At 60.4% G+C, this 26,464-nt stretch carries 23 protein-coding genes and 4 pseudogenes; 11 read left to right on the plus strand and 16 right to left on the minus strand.

The genetic code is table 11. From position 1 onward, the window contains the following. The first annotated feature begins 21 nt into the window (after positions 1-21). Positions 22-816 (plus strand): histidinol-phosphatase, encoded by a 795-nt coding sequence (gene hisN, locus ACFQDL_RS18760; RefSeq protein ID WP_379910350.1) that lies wholly within the window; start codon positions 22-24, stop codon positions 814-816. A gap of 86 nt (positions 817-902) precedes the next feature. Continuing rightward, on the plus strand, positions 903-1,682 hold the full coding sequence (locus ACFQDL_RS18765) for a GntR family transcriptional regulator (protein ID WP_379910351.1): 780 nt from the start codon (positions 903-905) through the stop codon (positions 1,680-1,682). A gap of 45 nt (positions 1,683-1,727) precedes the next feature. On the opposite strand, the gene ACFQDL_RS18770 is transcribed toward ACFQDL_RS18765, so the two are convergent. The 10 genes and pseudogenes from ACFQDL_RS18770 to ACFQDL_RS18815 all read right to left on the minus strand — a co-directional run bounded on the left by ACFQDL_RS18770 (position 1,728) and on the right by ACFQDL_RS18815 (position 10,497). Beyond that, on the minus strand, positions 1,728-2,345 hold the full coding sequence (locus tag ACFQDL_RS18770; RefSeq protein WP_379910352.1) for an inorganic phosphate transporter: 618 nt from the start codon (positions 2,343-2,345) through the stop codon (positions 1,728-1,730). Beyond that, a complete protein-coding gene (locus ACFQDL_RS18775) occupies positions 2,342-3,202 on the minus strand; it encodes an inorganic phosphate transporter (RefSeq protein WP_379910353.1) in 861 nt (286 codons plus the stop codon). Before ACFQDL_RS18775 ends, ACFQDL_RS18770 begins: the two co-directional genes overlap by 4 nt. An 11-nt stretch (positions 3,203-3,213) precedes the next feature. Beyond that, positions 3,214-3,873: a DUF47 domain-containing protein gene (locus ACFQDL_RS18780; RefSeq protein WP_379910354.1), complete on the minus strand. Its 660-nt coding sequence runs from the start codon at positions 3,871-3,873 to the stop codon at positions 3,214-3,216. 85 nt (positions 3,874-3,958) lie between these two features. Next, the gene (locus ACFQDL_RS18785) at positions 3,959-4,762 is read right to left on the minus strand and encodes an inositol monophosphatase family protein (RefSeq protein ID WP_379910355.1); all 804 of its coding nucleotides are present in this window, start codon (positions 4,760-4,762) and stop codon (positions 3,959-3,961) included. 50 nt (positions 4,763-4,812) lie between these two features. After that, positions 4,813-5,678 (minus strand): annotated as a pseudogene (locus ACFQDL_RS18790) (ABC transporter permease). A gap of 1 nt (position 5,679) precedes the next feature. Continuing rightward, positions 5,680-6,612, minus strand: coding sequence for an ABC transporter permease (locus ACFQDL_RS18795; protein WP_379910356.1), 933 nt, complete (start codon positions 6,610-6,612; stop codon positions 5,680-5,682). Next, on the minus strand, positions 6,612-6,935 hold the full coding sequence (locus ACFQDL_RS18800) for an oligopeptide/dipeptide ABC transporter ATP-binding protein (protein ID WP_379913179.1): 324 nt from the start codon (positions 6,933-6,935) through the stop codon (positions 6,612-6,614). Before ACFQDL_RS18800 ends, ACFQDL_RS18795 begins: the two co-directional genes overlap by 1 nt. Next, positions 6,836-7,633, minus strand: coding sequence for an ATP-binding cassette domain-containing protein (locus ACFQDL_RS18805; RefSeq protein WP_379910357.1), 798 nt, complete (start codon positions 7,631-7,633; stop codon positions 6,836-6,838). The genes ACFQDL_RS18800 and ACFQDL_RS18805 overlap by 100 nt, the downstream gene beginning before the upstream one ends. A 94-nt stretch (positions 7,634-7,727) precedes the next feature. Next, positions 7,728-8,621 (minus strand): annotated as a pseudogene (locus tag ACFQDL_RS18810) (ABC transporter ATP-binding protein); the annotation flags it as partial. A gap of 328 nt (positions 8,622-8,949) precedes the next feature. Further along, complete coding sequence (locus ACFQDL_RS18815) at positions 8,950-10,497, minus strand: ABC transporter substrate-binding protein (protein ID WP_379910358.1); 1,548 nt, start codon at positions 10,495-10,497, stop codon at positions 8,950-8,952. Positions 10,498-10,697: 200 nt separating this feature from the next. Between ACFQDL_RS18815 and ACFQDL_RS18820 the strand changes: the two genes are divergently transcribed. From ACFQDL_RS18820 to ACFQDL_RS18850, 7 genes are all read left to right on the plus strand, one after another. Further along, positions 10,698-11,423, plus strand: coding sequence for a GntR family transcriptional regulator (locus ACFQDL_RS18820; RefSeq protein ID WP_379910359.1), 726 nt, complete (start codon positions 10,698-10,700; stop codon positions 11,421-11,423). Next, entirely contained in the window at positions 11,407-12,429 is a 1,023-nt protein-coding gene (locus ACFQDL_RS18825) for a sugar phosphate isomerase/epimerase family protein (protein WP_379910360.1), read from the plus strand. The genes ACFQDL_RS18820 and ACFQDL_RS18825 overlap by 17 nt, the downstream gene beginning before the upstream one ends. Before the next feature lie 2 nt (positions 12,430-12,431). Beyond that, positions 12,432-13,325: a sulfatase-like hydrolase/transferase gene (locus ACFQDL_RS18830; RefSeq protein WP_379910361.1), complete on the plus strand. Its 894-nt coding sequence runs from the start codon at positions 12,432-12,434 to the stop codon at positions 13,323-13,325. Then, positions 13,289-13,624 carry a sulfatase-like hydrolase/transferase gene (locus ACFQDL_RS18835; protein WP_379910362.1) on the plus strand — a complete coding sequence of 112 codons (336 nt, stop codon included), beginning with the start codon at positions 13,289-13,291 and terminating at the stop codon, positions 13,622-13,624. Before ACFQDL_RS18830 ends, ACFQDL_RS18835 begins: the two co-directional genes overlap by 37 nt. Beyond that, a complete protein-coding gene (locus tag ACFQDL_RS18840; RefSeq protein ID WP_379910363.1) occupies positions 13,584-13,946 on the plus strand; it encodes a sulfatase/phosphatase domain-containing protein in 363 nt (120 codons plus the stop codon). The genes ACFQDL_RS18835 and ACFQDL_RS18840 overlap by 41 nt, the downstream gene beginning before the upstream one ends. Before the next feature lie 288 nt (positions 13,947-14,234). Beyond that, the gene (locus ACFQDL_RS18845) at positions 14,235-14,447 is read left to right on the plus strand and encodes a hypothetical protein (RefSeq protein ID WP_379910364.1); all 213 of its coding nucleotides are present in this window, start codon (positions 14,235-14,237) and stop codon (positions 14,445-14,447) included. Positions 14,448-14,523: 76 nt separating this feature from the next. Then, entirely contained in the window at positions 14,524-15,939 is a 1,416-nt protein-coding gene (locus tag ACFQDL_RS18850; protein ID WP_379910365.1) for a purine-cytosine permease family protein, read from the plus strand. Positions 15,940-16,257: 318 nt separating this feature from the next. Here ACFQDL_RS18850 and ACFQDL_RS18855 read toward each other — a convergent pair. Next, positions 16,258-17,186, minus strand: a pseudogene (locus ACFQDL_RS18855) (LysR family transcriptional regulator). A gap of 314 nt (positions 17,187-17,500) precedes the next feature. On the opposite strand from ACFQDL_RS18855, the gene ACFQDL_RS18860 reads away from it, so the two are divergent. After that, entirely contained in the window at positions 17,501-20,917 is a 3,417-nt protein-coding gene (locus tag ACFQDL_RS18860) for an adenylate/guanylate cyclase domain-containing protein (RefSeq protein WP_379910366.1), read from the plus strand. A 97-nt stretch (positions 20,918-21,014) separates the two neighbouring features. Here the strand turns inward: ACFQDL_RS18860 and ACFQDL_RS18865 are convergent, their stop codons facing one another. From ACFQDL_RS18865 to ACFQDL_RS18880, 4 genes are read right to left on the minus strand one after another with little or no spacing between them, the layout of a single operon-like run. Then, positions 21,015-21,500 carry a 3'-5' exonuclease gene (locus tag ACFQDL_RS18865; protein ID WP_379910367.1) on the minus strand — a complete coding sequence of 162 codons (486 nt, stop codon included), beginning with the start codon at positions 21,498-21,500 and terminating at the stop codon, positions 21,015-21,017. Continuing rightward, entirely contained in the window at positions 21,493-22,110 is a 618-nt protein-coding gene (locus ACFQDL_RS18870) for a pyridoxamine 5'-phosphate oxidase family protein (RefSeq protein ID WP_379910368.1), read from the minus strand. The genes ACFQDL_RS18865 and ACFQDL_RS18870 overlap by 8 nt, the downstream gene beginning before the upstream one ends. 18 nt (positions 22,111-22,128) lie before the next feature. Continuing rightward, positions 22,129-22,596: a nuclear transport factor 2 family protein gene (locus ACFQDL_RS18875; protein WP_379910369.1), complete on the minus strand. Its 468-nt coding sequence runs from the start codon at positions 22,594-22,596 to the stop codon at positions 22,129-22,131. A 55-nt stretch (positions 22,597-22,651) separates the two neighbouring features. Continuing rightward, a complete protein-coding gene (locus ACFQDL_RS18880; protein WP_379910370.1) occupies positions 22,652-23,200 on the minus strand; it encodes a carboxymuconolactone decarboxylase family protein in 549 nt (182 codons plus the stop codon). A gap of 129 nt (positions 23,201-23,329) precedes the next feature. Here ACFQDL_RS18880 and ACFQDL_RS18885 point away from each other — a divergent pair, with 129 nt between their 5' ends. After that, entirely contained in the window at positions 23,330-24,235 is a 906-nt protein-coding gene (locus ACFQDL_RS18885; RefSeq protein WP_379910371.1) for a LysR family transcriptional regulator, read from the plus strand. Between the two features lie 239 nt (positions 24,236-24,474). Here ACFQDL_RS18885 and betA read toward each other — a convergent pair. Then, positions 24,475-26,159, minus strand: a pseudogene (gene betA, locus ACFQDL_RS18890) (choline dehydrogenase). Between the last annotated feature and the right edge of the window lie 305 nt (positions 26,160-26,464).

Genomic DNA, 26,464 nt, shown 5'->3' on the forward strand with positions numbered 1-26,464 from the left:
GAACTTGGAGACACAAACCTGATGACGCCAGAAGAGATCGAGAAGCGCCTTGCCTTTGCCCGGGCCGTTGCCGAGGATGCCGGCAAGATTGCGCTGCGCTATTTCCGCCAGCCGCTGGAGGTCGAAAACAAGCTCGAAGGTGAGCAGTTCGATCCGGTGACCCGCGCCGACCGAGAGGTCGAGGCCGAGATCCGGCAGAAGCTCGGCGAAGCCTATCCGGATGACAGCATCATCGGCGAAGAGGCCGGCACGTCCGAGGGCAGCAGCGACATCGCCTGGATCATCGATCCGATCGACGGCACCCGCGCCTTTATCAGCGGCGTGCCGGCCTGGGGCACGCTGCTGGGTCTGATGGAGAGCGACAACTGTGTCGGCGGCCTGATGCACCAGCCCTATATCGGCGAGACCTTCGTCGGCGGGCCGTCCGGTGCCTTTCTGTACCGTCAGGGGCAGCAGACGGCACTGCGTTCGCGCCAGGGCGCGACGCTTGGCGATGCCATCCTCTACTGCACCCACCCGAATCATTTCGAGTCCGAAGCGGACCTGGCCGGCTTCCAGCGTGTCGCCGAGGCGAGCCGGCTCTACCGCTTCGGCGGGGATTGCTATTCCTACTGCCTGCTGGCGCAGGGCCAGATCGACCTGGTCATCGAGGGCGGGCTGCAGCCCTACGACATCATCCCGCTGATCCCGCTGATTGAAGCCGCCGGTGGCGTGGTCACCGATCGCGATGGCCGGCCGGCGACTAAAGGCGGGCTGATCGTCGCCGCGGCCAACGCACGGCTTCATGCCGAAGCGCTGGCGCTGCTGAACGGCTGAACCGGCCATACCCGCGGCTGCCGTCTATGGGCAAACTACGGGAGGTCGTATCCGCGCCTGGGCGCGCAGACCGGTTGCAGGCTTTAATGGCTGTCGCACATGACGATCAATTGAACGATGGAGAACTCAGCACCATGGAGACCGAGGCCAGTATGACGTCGGCCAGCCTCGCCCGGCAGGCGTTGCACGAGGCTTTGCAGCAGGAGCGCTGGACAGCTGGGGAAAAGCTGCCTCCGGAGCGGGAGCTGTGCGAAACGCTGGGGGTCAAGCGGATGTCGCTGCGCCAGGCATTGCTGACGCTGGAAAACGAGGGGGCGATCTTCCGTATCGACCGCAAGGGCTGGTTTGTCGCCCAGCCCCGTTTCGTCTACGACCCGCTGGGTTACGTTAGTTTCCAGCGTGCGGCGCGGGAGCAGGGCAAGGCGAGCTGGCAGGATCTGGAGCAGGAGATGATCGGGGCAGATGCCAAACAGGCGGCTGACTTTGGCATTGAAACCGGGGCTCCGCTATTCCGGGTGTTTGGCTGGGGCGCCTTCAACGGTCATCGCATTTTTGTCCACGATGTGCTGATCAACTGCCAGCGGGCGCCGGGTTACCCGGACAGGCTGGAGGGCGGCTCCTTCACCGAGGTCTGGGAGCAGGCGTTCAATATTCGACCGCAGTTGTCGGATCTGCTGATCCGGCCCGTTCGGCTGGAGGGCAGGGCGCAGCAGCTGTTGGGGTGCACCAGTGGGGCGCCGGGGCTCTATATCGAGCGCATCAAGACCGATGGCAACGGGCAAATCATCCAGGTCGACCGGGAATACTGGCGCTTCGAGGCGCTGGAGTTGCATTTCTCTCCCGATGGCGCCGCCAGGCGGCGTTAAATCGTTCCTCCCTTTCGCGTGGGAGCGACATGCTCCCATCCTCGCTCAACGCTCGAAGGTCCGGTAGAGATGGGCGAGTTTCTGCTGCAGGTCCTGATTGAAGTACTTGTTGCCGGGGAGGTCGGGTTTGAGTCGCCAGGCCTCTGTGCGCGATGCGAGCGCTTCCTCGAGCTGCCAACGGTATTCGAATCGTTGTCCGACAGCCTCATTCAGTGCCAGCCACTGTTTCCGTGAGAACCATTCCCGGTCAAGTCGGCCGATCCTGTCATGGTCGAGGACAAAATCGCTGCGCAAGCTGAAGTGAATCAACTTTTGCTGGTCGTCGTTGTCGAGTGGCTGCTGGCTCTGGGCACTGGCGATCAGTTGTTGCGCGGAGCCGTACTCGCTATCGACCAGCATTTCCAGAGTCGTGGTATCGAGCCCCTGGGCCTTTAACCGCTTAAGGGCCGGCTCGGATATGACGAAATGCTGTGGCCGGGCGACGCTGAGATGCAGCAGGTCCTGCAGCACGAAAAGACAGAGCATGCAGATCAGAGCGGCCACCACCGGGGTCGAGACCCAGCCGCAGCCGATACGGCCGACCAGTCGCCAGTTGACCGAGTGGCCGCCCCTGAGCAGCCCGATGCCAACCACCGCACCGACGACGGCCTGGGTGCTGCTCACGGGCACCAGTGGAATGGGGGCAGGCCCCAGTCGATCAACTGCCGTTCGAGTGCCTGGGAGGCAAACAGAAACAGCACCAGCGAGTGGGCGACGACAATAATCCAGGCCGATACCGGGGATACCTGCAGCAGTTTGCAGCCAACGGTCAGCATCACGCGCTTCGAATAGGTATAAATACCGACCGCAATGGCCAGACTGCCCAGCAGGAACAACTGTTGCGTCGCGCTGAAGAGGAGGCCGGAAACGTCCAGGTCCTGAAAGGGCGAGACGGTGGTGAAAACGCCCATGACGTTGGCGATGTTGTTGGCACCGAGGGTGTAGGCGCCGAAAGCGCCTGTCAGTATCAGCGCCAGGCGCGTCAGGGCGTCCTGTCTCAGCAGATGGGGCCGAAACCGGCTCAGACACGACTCCACCGCTTGCGAGAGCAGTACGGCGAAAAGGCCCGCCAACAGCGGACAGAGCACCCAGGTGGCGAGAATCTTGAGCAGGGTATTGGTATCGGTCACGGAGCCGGTAAAGAGGTTCCAGCCGACGATAGCCCCGACAATCGCCTGGGTGGTGGAGGCCGTCAGCCCCATGCGTACCAGCATGAAAACCGACAGCGCCGCCGCCAGGGCGGTCGCGAAGGCACCGGCGATCTCATCGATGCCGCCCAGCGAACCGAGTGTGCGGGCGGCACCGGCACCATCGATGACCGCGCCGAGCACCACAAATACAGAACAGGTCAGCGCGGCGGTCGAAAAGCGCAGCATGCGTGATCCCACCGCGGTACCGAAGACGTTGGCGGCATCGTTGGCCCCCAGCGACCAGCCGAGAAACAGACCGCTCGAGACGAAGAAGAAAAAGCTCAGATCCATGCTGCCATCACCTAGATGCGACGCTTGATAGCGTAGATGGAGAGCCGGTCGCTGATGTCCTCGGCGGTGTTGGCGAGCTCGTCAATCCGCTCGACGAAATAGCGCAGGTGGACTTTTTGTGCGACATCCAGTTCCGAGCTAAAAATGCGTCGCAACAGTGAGGTGCTGAGCTTGTCCGCTTCGGTCTCGAGCATCTGTACCTTGCAATTGTGGTCCCGCACCACCTGAATATCCCGGAAGAAAGCCCTGGCAGAGGCGATCAACAGTTCGACGCAGTCGCATACGGTTTCCAGCAGGCGGTTCAGCTCCGCCAGGGTGGTTGCCGGGAACTGCGGACGCTCGATATGAAACTTGAACAGGCCGGCTTCGAACAGGTTGATCAGCACGTCAACATCCTCGAGCAACGACATCACGTCGGCCCGCAGATCGGGGATCAGGGTGTGGACATAGAGTTCGGTTTCGATCTCGCGGCGCAGCTGATCGCTTTCGCTCTCGAGCGCCTCGACCCGGGCCATTTTTTCCTCGAACTCGGGGCATATGCCCTGCTCGATATAGAGCTTCATCGCCTGCCTGAACAGCAGGCCAGCCATGACGACCTTGTCGAAGAAGTGATCAATGTTTCTCTCCACCCGGCTGGTACGGCTGAAGAGAGAGGGTAGTTTGAAGTTCATGATACTGTCCTTTCGCCGTTGCGGGACCCGATTCGCAAACCGGGCCCCAGTCCGCTGTTCGTCGCCGAAGCCAGCATCGCGGGCACTAGTCCGCCTGCCGACCCGCAGCCGGGCATCGGCCCTGCAGCACGGCCAGCGCCTGCCGATGCAGCTGTGGAGTGGCCGATGCCAGCAGGCTGCCATCCCAGTCCGGGCCGCCGACCGCCTGCCCGTGCCAGTCGCTGATACGGCCCCCGGCTTCCTCGATGACGGTGACCATGGCCATCACGTCGTAGATCTTCAGGTCGGCCTCCACCAGCAGGTCGATATGGCCGCAGGCCAGCAGACCCGCGAGGTAACAGTCGCCGCCAAAGCGCCGCAGCTTCACCTGTCCGGCCAGCCGGTTGAAGCGCTCGAGCTGACGCGGGCTGAAGGGGTCCGGTTCGGTGCAGTAGAGGATGGCATCCTGCAATTCGGTGACCGACGAGGTGTGGCAGGTCTGGCCGTTGTAGCGGGTACCGCATCCTCTCTGCGCCACCCAGCGTTCATCCGAGATCGGGATGTCGATCAGGCCGAATATTGGCAGGTCGGCTTCCTGCAGGCTGATAAGCGTGCCAAAGGTCGGCATCCCGGAGATGAAGCTCTTGGTGCCGTCGATGGGATCGATGACCCAGGTAAAGGCCCCACCCTGCTGGAGCTGTTCATGCTCCTCGCCGATGATGTTGTGGCTCGGGAAGTGGTTGCGCAGCATTTCGCGCAGTGCGCTTTCGGTTTCCCGGTCGGCGATGGTGACCGGGCTGGTGTCCGCCTTGTCCTGGATCGGGATACGGGTGCGGAAGTAGGGCTGAAGTATGCTTCGTGCACGATCGGCCATCTTGTTGGCCAGTTCATGGGGCAACATCTGGGTCATGGGTCGGTTCTCTCTTGATTCTGCAGTTCGGTGGAAGAGTGTCCTGTGGCTCAGCGGCTGGTGGGATCCAGTTTGTCCCGTACCCAGTCGCCTAGCAGCGCAAAGGCCAGGGTCGTAAAAAAGATCACCAGTGCGGGCAGGGTGGCGAGCCACCAGGCCGTCAGCAGGTAGTCGCGACCGAAGCCGACCATATTGCCGAGGCTGGTCATCGGTGGTTGAATGCCGAGGCCCAGGAAGCTCAGCGAGGTTTCCAGCATGATGGTCTGGGGAAAGTTCAGCGTCATGTTGACGATCAGCGCATTGGCGATGTTGGGCAGGATATGGCGGCCGTAAATGCGCCAGGGCGAAGCCCCAGGGTGCGCACCGCGACGGCATAGCCATGCTGGATCGACGACAGCGCGAGGCCGCGGGTAATGCGCGCGTAGCGTTCCCAGCCGAAGATCCCCATCAGCAGGATGAACAGCATCAGGCTGTTGCTGAAAAAGGCCACCACCGCCAGTGCCAGGATCATGAACGGAATCGAAGCCTGGTAGTCGATGGCGATCATCACCAGATCATCCACCCAGCCGCGGAAATGGGCGGCCAGCAGGCCGACCAGGGTGCCGAACAGGGCCCCGATCAGGGTACCGAGCAGCGCGACCAGCAGGCTAACCTGTATCGAGGTGACCAGCCGGCTCAGTACGTCGCGCCCGAGGTGGTCGGTGCCGAGCAGGTGGCTCCAGTTACCGCCCTCAAGCCAGACCGGCGGTTCCAGCCGGGCGCGCAGGTCGATCGACTGGTAGTCGTAGGGCAGCCAGAGGTCGCCGCTGACTGCGACCAGCACCATCAGTGCCAGCCAGGCCACTGAAAGCCAGATCAGCAGTGGCAGGCGGAATTTGCGGCGGGCAGGTACCGCCGTTGCCGTCAGTGTCGTCATTTCAGTCTCCTGTTCTCAGGCTGGCGACGCGTGGATCGAGCCAGCCGTACAGCAAATCGATCACCAGGTTGGTGAGTACCATGGAGCAGGCGATCAGCATGACGATGATCTGCACTACCGCCAGGTCGCGGTTGGCCACCGAGCTGACCAGCAGCCGGCCCAGGCCCGGCCAGGCAAAGAGGCTTTCGGTCACCACGCCGCCGGCGACCAGCGTGCCGACGAAGAATCCCACCACGGTGATCAGCGGTATCGCGGCATTCGGCAATGCATGTCGGCGTACCGCCTGATGCCAGCGCAGGCCCTTGGCCCTGGCGGTACGCATGTAGGGCTGGTTCAGGACCTCCAGCATGGCCGAACGGGTGAAGCGGGCGAAAACAGCCGCTTCCGCCACAGTCATGGTCAGCACCGGCATTACCAGGTGTTGCCAGGTGCCGCTGCCGCTGGACGGCAACAGCTGCCAGGTGACCGAAAACAGCAGAATCAGGAAGATACCGAGCACGAAGTTCGGCAGGCTGAAGCCGGCCACCGACACCAGCATGGTCAGGCGATCGACCCAGCTGTTGCGGTGCAGTGCTGCATAGATGCCCGCCGGGACCCCGATCAATAGTGTGCATATCCCGGTGATACCCATCAGCAGCAGCGTCTTGGGCAGGCGTTCAAGCACCGCGGTCATCGCGTCGCGTTCTTCGAAGTAGGAATAGCCGAAATCGCCTTGCAGGCAATTGCCGAGGAAATGCAGATACTGCTGCCAGATCGGCAAATCCAGACCCCATTGCTGGCGGAAGGCATCCAGCGCGCGGGGATCGGCGTCCAGTCCCAGTACATAGATGGCGGGATCGCCGGACAGGCGCAGTACGACAAAGACCGTGGTGACGATCAGCAGCACCGTGAGCAGTGCCCGGGCCAGCTTTTGGAGTACATAGAGCATGTTCATCAGGCCACCTCCTCGATCGGAATCCTGGCTTCAAAGCACGCCGTGGCATGGCCCCGGCGATCCGCAAGCAGGTCTGGCATTTGCTGGCGACAGTGCTCGGTCGCCAGACTGCAGCGCGGGTGGAAACGACAGCCGTCGGGCGGGTCGGCCGGGCTTGGCGGCTCGCCGACCAGGGCAATGCGATCACGCCGGGCGCCCGGGTCCGCTTTCGGGATGGCCGAAATCAGCGCCCGGGTATAGGGATGGCGGGGGGCAGAAAAAGTTGTCTGGCCGGTCCCATCTCGACGATCTGGCCGAGGTACATCACCGCCACCCGGTCGCACAGATGGCGCACCACCGACAGGTCGTGGCTGATGAAGAGCAGCGTCAGCCCCATCTCGTGCCGCAACCGTTGCAGCAGGTTGACGATCTGGGCCTGGATCGAAACATCCAGCGCCGAAATCGGCTCGTCGCAGATCAGCAGCTCGGGCTTGAGGATCAGTGCCCGTGCCAGCACCACGCGCTGACGCTGACCACCGCTGAGTTCGTGGGGATACTTCCCCAGCTGGCTGGATTGCAGACCGACGCTGTGCAGCAGCTCTTCGGCCAGTTGCCGCCGCGTCGCATTGTCGTGTTGCTGGTGGATGATCAGGGGTTCGATTACCTGATCCAGCACCCTCATGCGTGGATCCAGCGCGCCCAGCGGGTCCTGGAAGACATACTGCAGTTTCTGGCGCAGCGGCTTCCAGGCCGCATCGGACAGGTCCGTCAGTTCCTGGCCCCGGTACTGCACCGAGCCCTCGCTGGCCCTGGCCATGTTGAGAACCAGTTTGGCGGTGGTGGATTTGCCGCAGCCGCTCTCGCCGACCACGCCAAATGCCTCGCCGGGCTGGATATCGAAACTGACGCCGTTGACCGCGTGGATCAGCGGGCGCGGCCCGAACAGACTGCTGCCTTTGCTGCTCTTGAAGGCACAGTGCAGGTCGCGAATCCTGAGCAGAGGGGTACCTGAGGTCTCGGAAGTTACTATGCTGTTCATCATCGATGTGCTCGGGTCTTTTGTACGGGCAGGGGGAGAAGCAGCTGAACAGGTGGTCGCTGTCATTGCATTGCTGAGCTGGCGAGCCGTGGTAACAGCAGCCGGAGGCCTCGGGGCAGCGCGGTGCAAAGGCGCAGCCCTCCCCAAACTCGTGGGGCTGGGGAACGACCCCGGGTATCGGTGTGAGAGCTTCGTCGCTGCTGTCGATGCGCGGCAGCGATGCCAGCAGGCCCTGGGTATAGGGATGGCGCGGGCTCTGGAACACGGCCGCCACCGGACCGCTTTCGACGACGCGGCCGCAGTACATCACCAGCACCCGGTCGCAAGTCTCCGCCACCACGCCCAGGTCGTGGGTCACCAGAATGATCGACATGCCGCGCTGGTCCCGAAGCGAGCGCAGCAGGTCGATGATCTGCGCCTGCACCGTGACATCCAGCGCCGTGGTCGGCTCGTCGGCGATCAGCAGGCGGGGATTTCCGGCCAGCATCATGGCGATCACCACGCGCTGGTTCAGGCCGCCCGAGAGCTGGTGCGGATAGGCTTTCAGGCGCTGCTCCGGCGCCGGTACGCCGACGTCGCTGAGCAGACGGATGGCGCGATGCTTCAGTTCGCTGCGGCCGATGCGTTTGGCGCTGTGCAGCCGGATAGCCTCGTAGAGCTGTTTGCCGATGGTCTGCACCGGGTTCAGCGCACTCATCGGGTCCTGAAAGATCATCGCCAGCTCGTTGCCGCGCAGGACGCTCATGGCGTCGTCGTCCTGGCTGAGCAGCCGCTTGCCGTTCCAGCGGATCTCGCCGCGCAAGCGGGCGTTGTCGTCCAGCAGGCCCATCGCCGCCATGCAGGTCACGCTCTTGCCGCTGCCGCTTTCGCCCACCAGGCCGATAATCTCCCCGCGGCCCACCTTAAGGTCGACGCCCCGCACCACCGGAACGGATGTCTCTCCCGTGTCGAAAGAGACATGCAGGTCTAGGGTTTCCAACAAGGATTGCATCAGAACTCCTGATATCGGTTATGGGGCGGGTGAAACCCGCCGGTTAGGGAACCTGCGAACAAGTCCCAATGAGTCTCTGGCTTCCAGCGCACGCCGGGATCAAGGTGCAGCTTCGAAGGCATGCCGGGGGCCTGTCGAGAAGCTGCAACGCAGAGTACGGCGTGCGCTGGAAGCCTGCAGGGCGGGCCCTGAAGCATGCATCTGCTGCGTTGAAGTGCTTGGAAAGGACTAAGGCCATTCCCTGCGCACTTCGCCTTGCAACTGCACGCTTCAGGACCCGCAGAGGACAACTGGGACTTATTCGCAGGTTCCTAAAACAGCCCTGGCGTCAGCCCTTGATCCGCAACATGCGGGCGCTCATGTCCATGAAGGGGGTGTCGGTCGGCATCCATTCCAGGTCGCCGCGTACGCCGTAGAACATCGGCAGGGTGTGGAGGTAGGTACCCGGCGGATCCTGGCGCTCGTAGATATCCAGCAGCTCGCGCATCGCTTCGATCCGCTTGGTCTTGTCGCTGCTCTTGAGCTGCTCGCCCCACTGATTGAAGGCATCACTCTGGTAGGTGTGATTGCGCTGGAACCAGCCATCGGGGCCGTACAGACGGTAGATCTGGCCCAGCGGATCCGGGTACTCGGCGCTGTTGGACCAGTTGAAGATGCCGCGGCCCTCGGGATCATCCTCGATCTGCCCCCAGTTTTCCTTTAGCTCCAGCTTGACGTTGAGTCCCACCTGACGCCACATGTCGGCGAGGATCTGGGCGGTATTGACCTCGCTGGTGTAGTAGTCCTGCAGGTAGCGGTAGGAGATCTCCTCGCCGTTGTAACCGGCTTCCTTCAGCAACTGGCGGGCTTTGTCAGGATCGAACTGAGTGCCCTGGTGGTCACCGATATAGAGGTCGCCGAATACCTTCATCTGCAGGCCGTTGGGGACCACGGCTCGGCCGTCATAGAGGGCATCGACGATCAACTGACGGTCGATGGCGTAACTGAGGGCCTGGCGAATCTTCGGATTTTTCAGCAGCGGGTGGTTCTCGTCGAAAATAATGACGCGAATGCTGCGAATTGCACGGCCGACGACGTCGGTGTCGGGGTCGTCCTGCAGCAGGCTGAACTGGTCGGGCGTCAACTCGGTGGCGATCTGGTATTCGCCGGTTTTCAATCCGGCGATGCGGGCAGCGATCTCGGGCACCTCCTTGAAGGTCACGCTTTGCGCCGGCGCTTTGTCGCCCCAGTAACCGTCGAAGGCCTCAAGCTTGATGTAGTCGCCGTGCTTGACCTCCGCCAGCCGGTAGGGGCCGGTACCGACCGGCTGCTTGAGCCAGTTTTCCCAGCTGCCGGCTGCCTCGAAGGCATCCTTGCAGACCATCTCGCTCATCCAGTTGGCAAAGCGCAGTTCGAGCAGCGGGTCTTCCTGCTTGAAGTGCATGCGTACGGTTGTGGGGTCGATGACTTCGACCTTCTCCAGGCCGCCGAGATATTGTCGGGCGACAGCCCAGCCCGGTGCCTGTTCGCCGAGAAAGCGCTTGGGGCCCAGGCTGAAGGCCACATCTTCGGCATCGAAGGCTTCGCCGTTATGGCACTGCACATTCCGGCGCAGTTTGAGTTCAAGGGTTTTGTCGTCGAGTCGCTGCCAGCTTTCGGCCAGACCGGCCTCGAGCGTGCCGTCGGTCTGGCTGTCGGTGTAGATCAGGGTTTCCAGGACATTTTTCATTATCCGGGCATTGACGTTGCTGTTCTCGGCCATCGGGTCGAGGCGGGACGGGTTTTTCGCTACGGCCACGGCGATATCCGGGCGGCTGTCGGCCATCGCCGTGCCGGCGGTAGCGCCGATCATGGCACTGATCAGAAGGGTAGAGAGCCTGCGGGGGATAGGATGCATCTTTCAATTCTCCAGTTGTTATTGTGGTAGCAGGTCGTCAATCCGGTACCGCATGACTGTCGCGACAGGCCGGATTGGTTTAAACCATATCACCACTATTTGGTTTAAACCAGAAAGTTTTGTGGTTTAAACCATAAATCGGTTATTATGGTTTAAACCAATAATGTTTCAGTTGTGTGAATGGCGAGGAAATCAGCGGCATGGAAACGATGACGTCGGCCGGCATAGCCCGTCAGGCACTGCAGCGGGCACTGCAGGAACAGCGCTGGCGGGCCGGCGAGAAATTGCCGCCGGAACGTGAGCTCTGCGAAAGCCTTGGGGTAAAGCGAATGTCGCTGCGCCAGGCACTGCTGACGCTGGAAAACGAGGGGGCGATCTTTCGCCTCGACCGCCGGGGCTGGTTCGTTGCCCAGCCGCGCTACGTCTATGACCCGTTAAGCCATGTCAGCTTCGAACGTGCCGCGCGCGAGCAGGGCGACGCCAGCTGGGAGGACCTGGAGCAGGAGATGATCGCGGCGGACGCGGAGCAGGCGGCTGATTTCGGTATTGAACCGGGGGACCCGCTGCTACGGGTGTTCGGCTGGGGCGCGCTTAACGGCCATCGCATATTTGTCCACGACGTCCTGATCAATTGCCGGGCGGCGCCGGATTACCCGACCAGGCTGGACGGTCGCTCCTTTACCGAGGTCTGGGAACAGGAGTTCGATATCAGGCCGCAGCTGGCGAGCCTGATGGTCCGGCCGGTGCGGCTGGAGGGGATCGCGCAACAACTGCTTGGTTGCACCCGCGGTGCCCTGGACTCTATATCAAGCGCATCAAGACCGACGGGCAGGGACGCATTCTGCAGATCGATCGCGAATTCTGGCGCTTCGAGGGACTGGAGCTTCAACTATCACCGGAGAACGACAAATGACACCTACAGATAAGGTCGGTTTGCCTGCGCTGTCGCTCGACCAGGCGCAGACGCTGCTGGCGCGCAGCCAGCTGATACCGCTCTTTGCCCATGCCTACGCCTTTCATCTCAATTTTCGTTTCAACCGCATCGGGATCGAGAACCTTTTGCAGTTTGCGCACGATCATCGGCTGAATGGCATCAAGATCCATCTGGATGACGGTGAAGCCTTGAGCCTGAGGCACTGCGACGACAGCCGTCTTATGACATTGCAGAAACTGGCCCGGCAGCTGGGGCTGGAGATTCATGTGGAGGTCAGTTCCACCGACCGGGCGGAACTGGGGGCGGCGGTGCGTATCGGCCGCCTGCTGGCGGCGACCTCGATTCGTTGTTATCCCCGCTATGCCGGCCGGGTGTCCGAGATTATCGCCTGGACCATCCGCGATCTGCGCCAGCTCGATACACTGGATCCGCACAGGCAGTTCCGCTTCACGCTGGAGCAGCATGAAGACCTCAAGGGCGAGGAGCTGGTGCGGATCGTCGAGGCTGTCGAGAACCCCAATCTGAAGCTGCTGTTCGATTTCGCCAATATGCTCAACGCCTATGAACAGCCGCTGGAGGCTCTGAGGGCGATGGCGCCCCATATCAGCGATGTGCATATCAAGGATGCGGCGGTGGTCAGCGAGCAGGGCGGCTGGGGGCACCGGGCCTGTCGCAGCGGCGATGGCGAGCTGCCGATGGCCCGGCTGCTGCTGGAGCTGTTGCTGCTGGGGGACGACCAGCCCCAGGTGGTGGCTTACGGCCTGGAAGAGGAGGTCGACTACTATGCGCCGCCGCTGCGCTTTGCCGACGAACCGGCGGATCCCCTGATCCCCTGGCGCAACGTCAGCGAAACGACGCTGGCGCCGGGCGCCGACCTCGACGCCCTGCTGGCCAGGGAGATACAGGATGCCCGGGATCAGCTGGCCCATGTCCGCGGACTGTTGGCACAGCTGCGCCGGCATGCCGAACGCTTTCTGCAAGGACAATCGCCGGAGTGACAATGACGAAGAATGTCCTTTGGATTACCGCGGATCAGTGGCGCGGCGACTGTCTTGGTTGTGCCGGCAATCCGGTGATCCTCACGCCGAACGTCGACGCCCTGGCGGCGGACGGCGTTCGTTTCGCGCGCCATTATTCGCCTGCCACGCCCTGTGGGCCTTCGCGGGCATCCATGTTGACCGGCATGTATCCCCACAACCACCGGATGGTCTGCAACGGCACGCCGCTGGACGGTTCCCTGACCAATATCGCGCTGGAGATGCGCCGGCTCGGTTACGATCCGCTGCTGTTCGGCTATACGGATATCACGCCCGATCCGCGCTATGTGCCGGCCGGTGATCCCGCCCTGCGCAGCTTCGAAGGGGTGCTGCCGGGCTTCAGCGTTGCCGAACGCCTGCTGGAAGACAGCAAGCGCTGGCTGTCCTGGCTGAGACGGCAGGGGTATGAGATCAGCCAGTCGGGCTACGACGAAATTTATCGGCCGACCGATGGCGAGGGGGCTCGCGTCACCCGTCCGGCCCGCTACAGGGCCGAGCACAGTGATACCGCCTGGATGACCGACCGGGTGGTCGACCACCTGCGCTTTGTCGAGGGTGAGCCCTTCTTCTTTCATCTGAGCTATCTGCGACCGCATCCGCCCTATATCGCCCCCGAGCCCTATAACCGCCTCTACGACCCGGCGGATATTCCATTACCCACACGGGCATCTGACTGGCAGGCGGAATCGGCGCAGCATCCCTATCACGCCTATATTGCCGGACTGCTGCCCCATGGCCGCTTCGTCCAGGGGAGAGCGATGACCCGGTCACCGGCCTGCCGCTGGCGGAAGTCCAGCGCATGCGCGCGGTGTATTACGGTATGGTCAGCGAGGTGGATGCCCAGATCGGCCGTCTGATCGCCTGTCTGAAGCAAGAAGGGCTCTATGAGGATACCCTGATTATCCTGACGTCCGATCATGGCGACCTGCTGGGCGACCACCATATGTTCAGCAAGGAGAATTACTTCGAGTCCTGCTTCCATATTCCGCTGATCGTCAAGCCGGCGGCAAGCCACCGGATGCAGGCGTGTCCCGGAGCGGTGGTGGAGGCCTTTACCGAGAGCGTCGACCTGATGCCGACCCTGCTCGATCTGTGCGGGGGCGGATACCGGCGCAGTGCGATGGCGTCTCCCTCAGGCCCTGGCTCAAAGGGGTGAGCCGACCGGCTGGCGGGATTCGGTCTGTGCGCTGCTGGATTTCCGTGATGTCGAGAAACAGCGCGGCGAGCGCCATTTCGGCCTCGATCATGACCGGTGCGCGATGATGAGCCTTCGCGACCTGCGCTTCAAGTATGTGCATTTCGCCGGCCTGCCGCCCGCGCTCTACGACCTGGAACGCGATCCCGGGGAACTCCACAATATCGCCGACCGGCCTGAATATCGGGAGATACAGCTGCAATATGCACAAAAACTGTTGTCCTGGCGCATGCGCAACGAATACGGGGCGCTCGACAGCATGAAGGCGACTCCCGGGGGATGATCACGTCGAATGGCTGAGGCCGGCGGCACCTTTTTGAGCGAGTGCTGTCGCTGTTCCCCGAACGCCCGACGGTGACCGTGGTCTGAGTAGTGCAGCCGGCGTGTACGCCCACAGCACTCCGGTGACGGGATTTTCATAGATAAAAATCAAAGTATGTATTGATACGGTGATATTGTTCAATATATGGCACTTTTCCATACTTCGGGCAGGAGGGAGCGAAGGTCTTTCTTCGATCAATTGAAGCTGAAGGCTCTCTCTTCGATAACTATAAAAAACCAGGAGTCGATAATGGAAAAGAACAATAGCGACAGCTTTGTCTATTCCCCGGTTGGAAGCGGACCCGGAGCCGAACAGGCCCAGGATCTCGAACGACGGATACGTATTTACGAAGAACTGGAAGCACGCGGTCATATGCAGGGAGCCCTCGGCTTCAGCGACTATACCGCCATGATCCTGCTGACCCTTGGCCTCGTCGTCACTTTCTATCTGTGGGGGTACTGAGCATGTCATCGACTGAAAAAGTTGATCTGAAACTGGCCGCGGAACGCGGTGACGCCCCCTTCTTCCCGCCGAGCGGATGTGGGGCTTCTGGGAGTTCACCTATGCCAATTCGGCCCTGGCCATTGCCACCTGGGCCTTCCTCATCGGCGGCGCGACGGCGCTGTTCGTTGGCGTCAAGGCGGGCATCGCCGCCATCGTCATCGGCAATATTCTCGGCGTGTTGATCATGGCGCTGTCCACCTGCGTGGCCAGCGGCAAATACGGTACCGAGCAATTCACCTTCCTGCGCAGCATGTTCGGCGCCAATGGCAGCCGGCTGGTCTATCTGCTGGCGGTGGTCTTTCTGACGATGGGCTGGCTGGCCGTGCTCGGGTTGATGTTCGGGCGCTCGATCGACAGCCTGGCCGGACTGGTCGGCGAACGCGCGGCGGAGCCGCAGGGCATGCTGGTCTATCTGGCGGCCTTTTTCGCGATCGGGCTGACGGCCTTTATCGTTGCCCGGGGACCCACCTCGATCAAGGTGTTCAACACCATCATCGCCCCGACCCTGGTCATCATCATGGGGGTGATGCTCTACCTGATCTTCAGCAACAGCAGCGTTTCCGAACTGATGGCACTGCCGGCGCTGGACGAGCCCTTTGAAGACAAGCACCTGAACTTCATGATCGCGGTAGAAGTGAACATGGCGGCCGGTTTTTCCTGGTGGCCCTATATCGGCAACCTGGCGCGTCTGAGCAAGAATGAACGCACCGCCTTCTGGCCCAATATCATCGGTGTTTTCGGCGCTGCGGTACTGGGCGAGGTGGTCGGCCTGCTGGCGGCGGCCAAGTTCGGCGACAGTGACCCCACCGTCTGGATGACGCGGATCGGCGGCTTCGCCTTCGGTATCGTGGCGCTCGGCTTTATCGCCTTCGCCAATGTCACCAGCATGGCCAATATACTCTATACCTCGATTGTGGGTCTGAGGCAGGTCGTCGGGGAACGCCTGCGGCATATCAGCTGGGAACTGCTGGTGGTACTGTTCTGCATCGCGCCGGTCGTCATCGTGTTCACGGTACCTGGCATCTATGATGGCTTCTTTATCTTCCTGGTCTGGACCTCGGCGTTGAACAGTGCGCTGGCCGGCATCGGCATCGCCGACTACTTTATCCTGCGGCGTCAGCGGGTCAGCCTGCGCGCGGTCTTTGCAACCGGGCAGCGGTCGCCGTTCCGCTACTGGCGGGGCTTCAATCCGGCCGCTCTGCTGGCGCTGGTGGCGGGATTCGTCGTCTACGTGCTGATCTTCAATCCGCAGACACTGGACAATACCACGCTGTTCGCCTTCGTTTCGGCCTCGTTGCCCTCCTGCGCTCTGGCGGGTCTGGTCCATATCGTCCTGACGCGGGTGCTGGTCGGCAGATTCGGCTGGGGTGACTACCCCCAGGCGGCAAAGGACGGCGCCTACCAGGGTAGCCTGGCACCGGAACTGGGATCGGTTGCCGCCAAAGACTGAAGCCTTTCTGTTAATCTCCGAAAAAGCGGGCGCCTTCAGGGCGGCCGCTTTTTTCGACTCTTCGCAGAACTGTAGGATGGGGGCGGCGATGTACCCCGCCGATATTGAAGCTGCCCTCATTGTTTGGACATCGCTAACCCCATCAAATCGATCCTATTACAGATCGATTGGTTAGGGTTGGCACCGTGGGTTCGCGAAACCTCTGGCGTTGGGTTGCGCGGCTGCGCCGCTCCACCCAACCTACAGTGGATCTTGGCATGTCTTGTATAGGCACGGATTCCCAGGTTGTTCGCGCGCGAGTCGTGGCGGCGTAACCCATCACTTCGTACTCTCCGTTTCCATCTGCTGCCGCAGACACTGGGCGAAGGCCTGGGCGGCACGATTGCGCTCGCTCTTGCGGTACGCAAGGTAGAACTGCTCGTCGTACGAGAGCCGGTCTTCCATCAAGGGGCGCATCTGACCCGACTCCACCCACTTGGCGGCATAGTGGGAGGGGAGGTAGCCGAGATAGCCGCCGGACAGAATCATCAGCGCGATGCTTTCCATATGGGACGCCGTCGCCCGGTGCTTGAGCTCCAGGTCCTGCGGTGGTTGCCAGTCGCGCATGTAGGAGCGGCCGGCATAGGGCGACTCGGCGATAACCCCGGGGTAATCCCGGTTGCCGGTAGGCTGTACAGCGGATGATCGCTGCCGCAGTAGAGGACCTGCTGTTCCCGGAACGTCGGGATAAAGCGCACCGAACTGTGCAACCGCGACATCGGCGAAAGGATCACGTGATAGTGCTCCTCCATCAGGCCCTGCAGCAATTCCTGGGGCGACGATACGTCGATATGCAGTTTCACTTCCGGCGCCAGCCTGGCGAACTCGCCGATGCCCCGGTGCAGGTTGATCTCCTGGTTGCTGGCGATGGCGTCGACGATACCGAAATGGACCTCGCCGATCAGTTGCCCCCGCGTACTGCCCACCATGCCGCGAAAGTTTTCCACCGCGCGAAAGAGGCTGAGCGATGCCTCGAACACGATCTGCCCCTCTTCGGTCAGATGGAAGCCCTTGCGCCCGCGCTCGCACAGACGCATACCCAGGCGGTCCTCGAGTTGGCCGATCTGGATGCTGATGGTGGATTGCGAGACCCCCAGCTCGTCCTGAGCCGCGGCAAAGCCCTTGTTGTGGACCACGGCGTGAAAGACGCGCAGCAGGCGCAAATCGAAGTCGGCCAGGTTCGGCAGGCTGTGATGGCGGGCAGTCATATACTTTTTCTGGCCTCAAAGTAACTGTCGATACAGCATTATTGCCCAATGTTATGCGTTCTTCCATAGTGGCCCCTATTGCCCCTATTGCCCCTGTGCGCCAGTGCATCGACAGTGGGATTACCGGCCGCGCGTGCAGACATTGCCGCAGTATCCGGGACCGGTATCGGTTGGCTGACGCCGGGCGCTGGCACGTCTGCAGCCCGGGTCGGCTGGGCTATGCTGATAGGGACGGTTTGCGAGCACTGACCGCGTCGGTCTGAGCCGTAATGCTCCGCAGACTTTACTGGCAGTAGACAATCTCGAGAGGCCCCATGCGCTGTGCCGGCTGCGGGTTCGATAATCCCCAGGGAGCCAGGTTCTGCAATCAGTGCGGCGGCGCGCTGGTGCACAGCTGTCCCCGCTGCGGCCATACGCTGAGGCCGACCGCCAAGTTCTGCGACGAGTGCGGAACCGCGCTGGTGCAGGCGGCCGCCGGCACGGTCGCGCCCCCGGTTACCCTCGCCCCCATCCACTACACGCCCCAGCATCTTGCAGAGCGGATCATGGCGGAACAGGCGGCGTTCAAGGCGCGCGGCGATAGCGGAGGCGAGCGCAAGATCGTCACGGCGCTGTTCGCCGATATGGCCGGTTCCACCGCGCTGATCCAGAACCTCGACCCGGAAGAGGTCCGCAGCCTGATCGACCCGATCCTGGCATTGATGATGGAGGCGGTGCATCACTACGAGGGCTATGTCGCCAAGTCGCTGGGGGACGGTATCCTGGCGCTGTTCGGCGCGCCCATCGCCCACGAAGATCACCCGCAGCGGGCGCTCTATGCCGCATTGCGGATGCAGGAAGCGATGCGTCGCTATGCCGACCGGGTGCGTTTGGAAAAGGAGATCCCGCTGCAGATTCGTGTCGGCGTCCACACCGGGGAGGTGGTGGTGCGCTCGATCCATACCGAGGACCTGCGCACCGACTACGAGCCGGTCGGGCAGTCCATTCATCTGGCCTCCCGGATGGAAGGGATAGCGACCCCCGGCTCCATTGTGGTCAGCGATGCCACCCATCGTCTTGCCGAAGGCTATTTCGAGTTCAAGGCGCTGGGAGCCATTCCGGTCAAGGGCGTGACCGAGCCGCTCAGCGTCTACGAAGTACTGGGCAGCGGGCCGCTGCGCACCCGGCTACAGGTCGCGGCACGCCGCGGACTTGCACCTTTCGTTGGGCGCCAGCCCGAGCTCGGGCAGCTGTCCCATGCGCTCGAGCAGGCCCGGAACTCGCACGGTCAGGTGGTCGGGGTGGTGGGGGAGCCGGGCGTCGGCAAGTCGCGGCTGTTCTACGAGTTCCGGCCCCGCGCGCAGCAGGACTGCCTGGTGCTGGAAACCTTCTCGGTCTCCCACGGCAAGGCCTTTGCCTATCTGCCGCTGATCGAGCTGTTGAAGACGTACCTGCAGATCGGTCAGCAGGATGATGAACGGCGTCGACGTGAAAAGGTCACCGGCAAGGTGCTGACGCTGGATCGGCAGCTCGAAGACAGCCTGCCCTATCTCTTTTATCTGCTGGGTATGGCCGAGTCGAATTCGTCGCTGTCGCAGATGGATGCGCAGCTGCGGCGCCAGCGGACCTTCGATGCGATCAGGCGGCTGCTGATGCGCGAGAGCCTCGATCAACCGCTGGTGGTAATCTTCGAAGATCTGCAGTGGCTGGACAGCGAAACCGGTGCTTTTCTGGATTACCTGGTCGACGGCATCGCCAGCACCCGGCTGCTGCTGCTGGTCAATTACCGCCCCGAATACCGGCACGACTGGGGGTGCCGCAGTTATTACACCCAGCTGAGGCTGGATCCACTGGGGCAGGCCGAAGCCGAAGAGTTGCTCAGCTCCCTGCTTGGGGACGACCGCTCGCTGGCAGCGATCAAGCCACTGATCATGGCGCAGACAGAAGGGAACCCCTTTTTCCTCGAAGAGGTGGTGCAGACGCTCGTCGAAGAGCAGGTCCTGCTCGGTGAACCCGGGCACTATCGGCTCGAACAGGCACCCGAAACGTTGCATATCCCGACCACGGTACAGGGTGTGCTGACTTCACGTATTGACAGGCTGGACTCCGACGAGAAAGAACTGCTGCAGACGCTTGCGGTGATCGGCAAGGAGTTCCCCTGGAGCCTGGTGCTGCAGGTGGTGGAACGGCCGGAAGAGGAACTGCGACGCCTGCTGTCCCATCTTCAGGCTGGCGAATTCCTCTATGAGCGGCCGGCCTTTCCGGAGGTGGAATATACCTTCAAGCACGGCCTGACCCAGGAGGTCGCCTACGGATCTCTGCTGACGGAGCGCCGCAGCGCCCTGCACGAGCGCAGTGCGCAGGCGATCGAGGCGCTGTTTCCCGACCAGCTTGAGGAGCGTTGTAACGAGCTGGCCCATCACTACAGCCGCAGCGGCAACGTGCCGAAAGCCGTGGAATATCTGCAGCGTGCCGGCGAACAGGCGCTGCATCGCTCCGCCAACAGCGAGGCGCTGGAACATCTGGGCGCGGCACTGGCGCTGCTCGCGCGCCTGCCCGATACGCCCGAACGGCAACGACAGGAGCTGGGGCTGCAGCTGGCACTGGGACCGGTCTGGATGGCGATCAAGGGCTATGCGGCCAGCGAAGTGGATACGACCTACAGCCGGGCGCTGGCACTGGGTGAACAGGTCGGGGATGCGCCCGGGCGCTTTGCCGCCCTCTTCGGGCTGGATGCCTATTATCTGGTAGGCGGCGCGCTGCAGCCGGCCCGGGAGATGGCCGAACGCTTGCTCCAGCTGGCCGAACGCGAGCAGGATACCGACTTCCTGCTCGAGGCCTGTGGCGCGGTCGGTGTCGTGCTGTTTCCGTTGGGTGAGCTGGAGCCGACCCGCGAACATCTGGAGCAGGGGCTTGCGCTCTATGATCCCCGGCAGCACCGTTCCCACGCTTTTCTCTATGGCCTGGATCCGGGGGTACTCTGCCTCTGCTATCTGGCGCTGACGCTGGAACTGATGGGAGAGTCGGCGCAGGCGCGGGCGAAGAACGATGAGGCGCTGACACTGGCTCAGCAACTTGCCCATCCCATCAGTCTGGCATTTGCCCTCGACTTTGCCGGCGAGCTCCACCTGTTTCGGCAGGAGGGCGCGCAGGCGCAGGCGCGTGCGGAGGCCGCCATAGAGCTGTCGGCCGAGCAGGGGTTTTCGTACTGGCTGGCGCATGGTTGCATTCTTCAAGGCTGGGCACTGGCTGAACAGGGCGATTGCGATGCCGGGGTCGAGCAGGTCCGGCAGGGATTGGCGGCCTATCGCGCGACAGGTTCGGAAATGTTTGTGACCCATTTCCTTGGGCTCTTGGCCGATATCCTCCACCGAGCCGGGCAGACCGCAGAAGCGCTGCCGGTGCTGGACGAAGCGCTGGCGCTGGTGGAACGCACCCGGGAACGTTTCTACGAGGCTGAACTGTACCGCCTCAGAGGTGAGTGCCTGCTGGAAACGCCACCTGCGCCTGCTGTCGGGGACGAAACGCCCGAAGGCTGTTTTCTGAAGGCGATCGAGGTGGCGCGAGGGCAGGGCGCGCGGCTGCTGGAGTGGCGGGCGATGCTGTCGTTGGCGCGACTGCGGCTGCGGCAGAGCAGGGACGAGGATGCACGGGAGCTATTGAATGAGCTGTGCAAGGTCAATCCTGAAAATGGCGGGGCTCTTGTCGATACTGCCAGGGCTTTGCTGGGGCCGTTGGATGAAGTGAAGTGAGGTGGTTGGAATGAGGCTGAATGTTTCCGGCACGACGCGGTCACTTCTCATAGGAGGAGGTATTTACTCCCTACGTTGCTATTAATAACCCGCCGGGTTAATAACTATTCAGGGCTAGAATAGCGGCCCGATGAATAATGCGTGCATCGTCCAAAGCACGATGTGTACGATGATCTTTGGCTTCTTTTAACTCATCAAAACGGGTAACGAAAGTTTTTAGGTTGCTACTGTCCAGAAGTGTGTTGATATCCATAACATAAAATTTTTGTTCGCGACCCACCGTTTCGAATAAGCGGCGTAACCAGAAACTGTCCCAGTCTTCATGATCGGAATACACTATCTTAGACGCCAATAGTTCGTTAAGCTCCTTTGCTACTACGTCTACCGATTTGCCTTTCTCGTAGAGATCCTGGCGCGAAAGACCGTGCAACGCTTCTGATTTTACGTTCCAGTGTTCCCAGGATTCTTCAGGGATAATAAGCCTTTGATACTCTTGCTCGCCGTTAACCAAGCCAATCTCAATCGGATAACTGATTGGACTCAGGCCACTGGCTTCAATGTCCAAGATCCATAAATCATCCATCTTTCGACTCTTTCAGCAGGCGCACTTTCTCTTCCAGTTCTGCGATCCGCAGATCTCGCTCATGTAATAGTTTTTCTACATCCTCTCGATCATACCGCTGCGGAATATATTGTGGGCAGTTGCGATCCCAGGCCTCAACGGTAAATATAAAAACCTGTTCCGATCGTGTTCTATATTCATCCCGGCTGGACATCAGTCCCTCCAAAAGCCCTGGCTGATCCTCTACCACTTTTGCAATTCCCCAGATTTTGACTCGCGTCCTATTGACGTAATCAATTAAGAAGATAAAAGCCTTGGAGTTTTCTGTTAAATTTCCTTGACTGATGAACTGCTTGTTCCCCTTGAAGTCTGCAAATGCGAGGGTTTTCCTGTCGATAACCTTCAGAAAACCCGGAGGACCGCCGCGATGCTGGATGTAAGGCTGACCGTTGGCATTGGCGGTCGCCAGAAAGAAACTCCTCTGCGCAGCTACATAATCAGCCAGATCAGGCGTGATTTCCGTTTGCCAACTTCCGTTTTCTTCCATTTTAGCGTAAATTTTCCTGGACCCCTTTCGAGACTGAATTGCCTTCACAGAATCTGTAAATGCAATATCGCTTACATAGGTCAACCTTACTTACCTCTTTCTCTAAAGGCCGAGGTCACTCAGCCCGGGGTGATCATCAGGACGGCGACCAATAGTCCAATGAAACTTTCGGTCTTCAGCGTTGATCGCATGCTCATTAATGCTGGCTATTCGACGACGCATCAGACCGTTGTCTTCAAATTCCCAATTTTCATTACCATAGGCACGAAACCACTGTCCGGAGTCATCGTGGAATTCATAGGAAAAACGAACCGCAATTCGATTTTCAGTAAACGCCCATAGTTCTTTGATGAGACGGTAGTCAAGCTCACGGGTCCATTTGCGAGTCAGCAGTTGCACTATTTCTTCGCGCCCTGACGCAAACTCTGCTCGATTACGCCAAAAGCAGTTCTCGGTATATGCTAGAGCCACTTTCTGTGGATCACGTCCGTTCCAGCCATCTTCAGCAAGCCGGATTTTCTCAATTGCCGTTTCCTTGTTAAAAGGCGGTACAGGGGGCCTGGACATCATGCATTCTCCTATTAGAAGGTGCCGGGGGTGACGAGGACGCCACCCCCGCACTATTCTAGGCCGCCAGCGTACCGACAGCCGGGAAGTCGATTTCGGTACCCAGAACTTCATTGATGTAGTTAGTGAGCGTGTTCAGTGCAACGTGGCCCACGATCTCTACGATCTCGGCGTCGCTATAACCGGCAGCACGAACAGCCTCGAAGTCGCTGTCAGAAACCTTGCCGCGATTGTTCGCAATTTTGACGGCGAAGCTGACAGCGATTGCGGCTTTTTCGTCACCGGAGGTGCCACGGCGATTGGCTTCAATCTCTGCGGCGCTTAGCTTGGCCAGGTTGGAAGCAAGATATTGATGTGCGGCGAGGCAGTAATTGCAACCATTGACCTCGGCAACAGCAAGGGCAATGCGCTCACGTGTCTGGGCGTCCAGTAATCCTTTGCCTAGTGCGCCATTCAGACCGAGGTAGCCCTCCAGTGTCTGTGAGCTGTTGGCGACAATACGAAACAAGTTGGGAACACTGCCTAGAAGATTGTTGACCGCTTCCAGTGATGCTCTGGAAGCTTCCGGTGCATCCGCAATAGATGCCGGGGTAGGGATACGGGACATGGTTAACTCCTATGTACTCTTTGAATGGAGAACCCAGTATATAATTGAGTTTTATGAATATAATTAGAGAAAAAGTAAATTATCTATTACACTATTTGAAATAATTGTTCAGCTAAAATGTGATGTGTCATGGATAAGCTTGAAGCAATGCGGGTTTTCATCGAGGTCGCGGAATGTAAGAGTTTTGTCGGGGCCAGCCGCAAGCTTGATCTGTCGCCCCCAGCGGTAACCCGGTCTATCGCTCAGCTTGAGCATGCCCTGGGTGTGCGTCTGTTCAATAGAACCACCCGTCATGTTCGCCTCACAGATTCGGGGGCCCGTTTTTTCGAAGACGCCAAGCGCATATTGGAAGATGTCGAACAGGCCGTGGCAACGGCATCAGGAAGTTACGCCGAGCCGAAAGGGGTCTTATCTGTCACTGCCCCAGTCTTGTTTGGACAGATACATATAGCGCCTATTCTGACGGAATATTTGCAGCAGAATCCGTCTGTAGTAGTAAGAGCGGTTTTCTACGATCGCATTAGCAATATTATCGATGAGGGTTTGGACGTAGCTATCCGGATTGGCCATCTTAAGGACTCAAGTATTTATGCCATTCCAGTTGGAAGCGTTCAGCGGCTTGTGTGCGCTTCGCCCATTTATTTAGAAAAACATGGCATGCCCAAGTATCCTTCGGATCTTACAGATCATGAAATTATTCAGGCTTCGACGGTTGAGCCTTCAACGACCTGGCAGTTTGAATCATCGATAGGCAAGGAATCCATAAAAGTTTCTCCGCGCCTGCAATGTTCCCAGAATGGAGCTGCAATAGCTGCGGCCAAACAAGGCTTTGGGATCACCCGTCTAATGTCCTATCAGATTGGTGAGGAATTAAAAAACGGATCTTTGATACGCATATTACGTGACTACGAAACCAAACCACTTCCGGTCAGCATCATTCATCTCGAAGGGCGGCAGGCCAACGCAAAGATCCGATCGTTTATCGACCTTGCTATCACTCGATTAAGGGCTAATCCCTATATAGACCATTACTAAATAGGTCACTAATTTACGCGCCGATCCCTATAATACGTGCAGCCTGAGCTATGCATAACCTATATCTACCACTAGTTTTCCCATGCTATCTGACAGTTTGAGGCGGCGTGTTGAAATAGAATAAGGGCCGATAAGCTGGCTTATCGGCCCTTCCTCACGCCTTACGACTCAGGTCCTGACCGCGCTCTCCGGCAGAAAAACCCGCTTAACGATCAGCCTCTGGCCAGCCGGACGGCCCGTCAGACCTCCACCTTGCGCGCCGGCGCATGGGGGCGCTGCTGCGTCTCCCAGCCTTCGACCAGACCGACCTCGACGTCGGCCGGCGCCAGCGGCTGACGGCCGCGGACCAGGTCCGAGGCGCGTTCGGCCAGCATGATGGTCGGCGCGTTGAGGTTGCCGTTGGTTTCGCTGGGGAACACCGAGGAGTCGATCACGCGCAGGCCGGCGATGCCGCGCACACGCAGTTGCGAGTCCACCACCGCCATCTCGTCTTCGCCCATCTTGCAGGTGCCGCAGGGGTGGTAGGTGCTTTCGAGGTTGTCGCGCACGAAGGCGTCGATCTCGTCGTCGGTGCGCACGTCCGGTCCCGGGGCGATCTCGCCGTCGACATAGGGATCCATCGCCGGCTGGCCAATGATTTCCCGAGTCAGGCGCACGCACTTGCGGAAGCCTTCGCGGTCCTCCTCGCGTTCAAGGTAATTGAACTGAATGGCCGGATGGGTTTCGGGGTCGGCCGAGACGGCGCGCACGTGGCCGCGGCTTTTCGGCTTGTTCGGGCCGGTCAGCACCATGAAACCGTGGCCCTTGATCGGTGAATGGCCGTCGTAGCGCATCGCCGCCGGCAGGAAGTGGAACTGCACATCCGGCCACTTGAGCCCCGCCTCCGAGCGGATGAAGCCGCACGACTCGAAATGGTTGGTGGCGCCGAGGCCGTCCTTGCGCAGCATCCAGCGGGCACCGATCAGCGCCTTGCTCAGCAGGTCCATCTTGTTGTTCAACGTGATCGGCTGCTTGCACTTGAACTGGATATAGATTTCCGCATGGTCCTGCAGGTTCTCGCCGACGCCGGGAGTTCATGCAACTGACCGATGCCGGCGTCGCGCAACACCTGAGCGGGGCCGATACCGGACAGCTGCAGCAGGTGGGGCGAGCCGATCGGGCCGGCCGACAGCAGTACCTCGCGATTACAATGCACCGTATGGGTGCGGCCGCCGCATGCGTATTCGACACCGGTGGCCCGCTTGCCGTCGAGGAGGATTCTGCGTGTCATTGCATGGGTGACCACGGTCAGGTTGGGGCGGCTCATCGCGGGGCGCAGATAGGCATTGGCCGTCGACCAGCGCACGCCGTTCTTGACCGTCATGTGCATCGGGCCGAAACCCTCCTGCATCTGGCCGTTGCAGTCGTCGGTCTTGATATAGCCCGCCTCCTCGCCGGCATCGATAAAGGCACGGTACAGCGGGTTCGCCATGTCGTTGCCATTGTTGGTATGCAGCGGGCCGCTGTCGCCACGGTAGCTGTCGCCGCCATGCTGGAAGGTTTCGGCCTTCCTGAAGTAGGGCAGGCAGTGTTTGTAGCCCCAGTCTTTCGCGCCCAGGCTCTCCCATTCATCGAAGTCGCAGGCATGGCCGCGAATGTAGACCAGACCATTGATCGACGAGGACCCGCCCAGTACCTTGCCACGCGGACAGTGCACACGGCGCCCGTTCAGGTGGGGCTCGGGCACGGTCTCGTAGCGCCAGTTGTATTTTTTGGTGTTCATCGGCATCGAAAAGGCTGTCGGCATCTGGATGATGACGCTTTTATCGCTGCCGCCGCACTCCAACAGCAGCACCGAGGTGTCGGGATCTTCCGTCAGCCGGTTGGCCAGTACACAACCGGCGGAACCCGCCCCGATGACGATGAAATCATAACGATCAGCCATGCTTGATACCCCTTATTCTCTTATTGGGTTGCCGGGTCCTTGCGCGCCCACGAGCCCGTTGTATTGATTGCGCTTCAGCCCGTCCTCAGTCCCTATTCTTGATGAGGATGACATCATTGATAAATATCGTTGTATCAATCGATAAATTTATAAAAATAAATGTTTACGTCTCCAACCGCTCTTCTGTTACCGGCCGGCGCCTGCGCTCAATGCTTTGTTTTTTGTCAATGCAAGTATTGATAGATCGATATTTTTAAATGTTATGGGCTTTCCGATACTGACCATCAGAGGGTGTCAGGCGGCAG

The sequence above is a fragment of the Marinobacterium aestuariivivens genome, from assembly GCF_042661465.1.
GTDB lineage: Bacteria > Pseudomonadota > Gammaproteobacteria > Pseudomonadales > Balneatricaceae > Marinobacterium_A > Marinobacterium_A aestuariivivens.

Coding starts and splice junctions, on each gene's coding strand:
- hisN (WP_379910350.1), top strand. CDS start 22: ATGACGCCAGAAGAGATCGAGAAGCGCCTTGCCTTTGCCCGGGCCGTT.
- ACFQDL_RS18765 (WP_379910351.1), top strand. CDS start 903: ATGGCTGTCGCACATGACGATCAATTGAACGATGGAGAACTCAGCACC.
- ACFQDL_RS18775 (WP_379910353.1), bottom strand. CDS start 3,202: ATGGATCTGAGCTTTTTCTTCTTCGTCTCGAGCGGTCTGTTTCTCGGC.
- ACFQDL_RS18780 (WP_379910354.1), bottom strand. CDS start 3,873: ATGAACTTCAAACTACCCTCTCTCTTCAGCCGTACCAGCCGGGTGGAG.
- ACFQDL_RS18785 (WP_379910355.1), bottom strand. CDS start 4,762: ATGACCCAGATGTTGCCCCATGAACTGGCCAACAAGATGGCCGATCGT.
- ACFQDL_RS18795 (WP_379910356.1), bottom strand. CDS start 6,612: ATGAACATGCTCTATGTACTCCAAAAGCTGGCCCGGGCACTGCTCACG.
- ACFQDL_RS18805 (WP_379910357.1), bottom strand. CDS start 7,633: ATGATGAACAGCATAGTAACTTCCGAGACCTCAGGTACCCCTCTGCTC.
- ACFQDL_RS18815 (WP_379910358.1), bottom strand. CDS start 10,497: ATGCATCCTATCCCCCGCAGGCTCTCTACCCTTCTGATCAGTGCCATG.
- ACFQDL_RS18820 (WP_379910359.1), top strand. CDS start 10,698: ATGGAAACGATGACGTCGGCCGGCATAGCCCGTCAGGCACTGCAGCGG.
- ACFQDL_RS18825 (WP_379910360.1), top strand. CDS start 11,407: ATGACACCTACAGATAAGGTCGGTTTGCCTGCGCTGTCGCTCGACCAG.
- ACFQDL_RS18830 (WP_379910361.1), top strand. CDS start 12,432: ATGACGAAGAATGTCCTTTGGATTACCGCGGATCAGTGGCGCGGCGAC.
- ACFQDL_RS18835 (WP_379910362.1), top strand. CDS start 13,289: ATGGTCAGCGAGGTGGATGCCCAGATCGGCCGTCTGATCGCCTGTCTG.
- ACFQDL_RS18845 (WP_379910364.1), top strand. CDS start 14,235: ATGGAAAAGAACAATAGCGACAGCTTTGTCTATTCCCCGGTTGGAAGC.
- ACFQDL_RS18850 (WP_379910365.1), top strand. CDS start 14,524: ATGTGGGGCTTCTGGGAGTTCACCTATGCCAATTCGGCCCTGGCCATT.
- ACFQDL_RS18860 (WP_379910366.1), top strand. CDS start 17,501: ATGCGCTGTGCCGGCTGCGGGTTCGATAATCCCCAGGGAGCCAGGTTC.
- ACFQDL_RS18865 (WP_379910367.1), bottom strand. CDS start 21,500: ATGGATGATTTATGGATCTTGGACATTGAAGCCAGTGGCCTGAGTCCA.
- ACFQDL_RS18875 (WP_379910369.1), bottom strand. CDS start 22,596: ATGATGTCCAGGCCCCCTGTACCGCCTTTTAACAAGGAAACGGCAATT.
- ACFQDL_RS18880 (WP_379910370.1), bottom strand. CDS start 23,200: ATGTCCCGTATCCCTACCCCGGCATCTATTGCGGATGCACCGGAAGCT.
- ACFQDL_RS18885 (WP_379910371.1), top strand. CDS start 23,330: ATGGATAAGCTTGAAGCAATGCGGGTTTTCATCGAGGTCGCGGAATGT.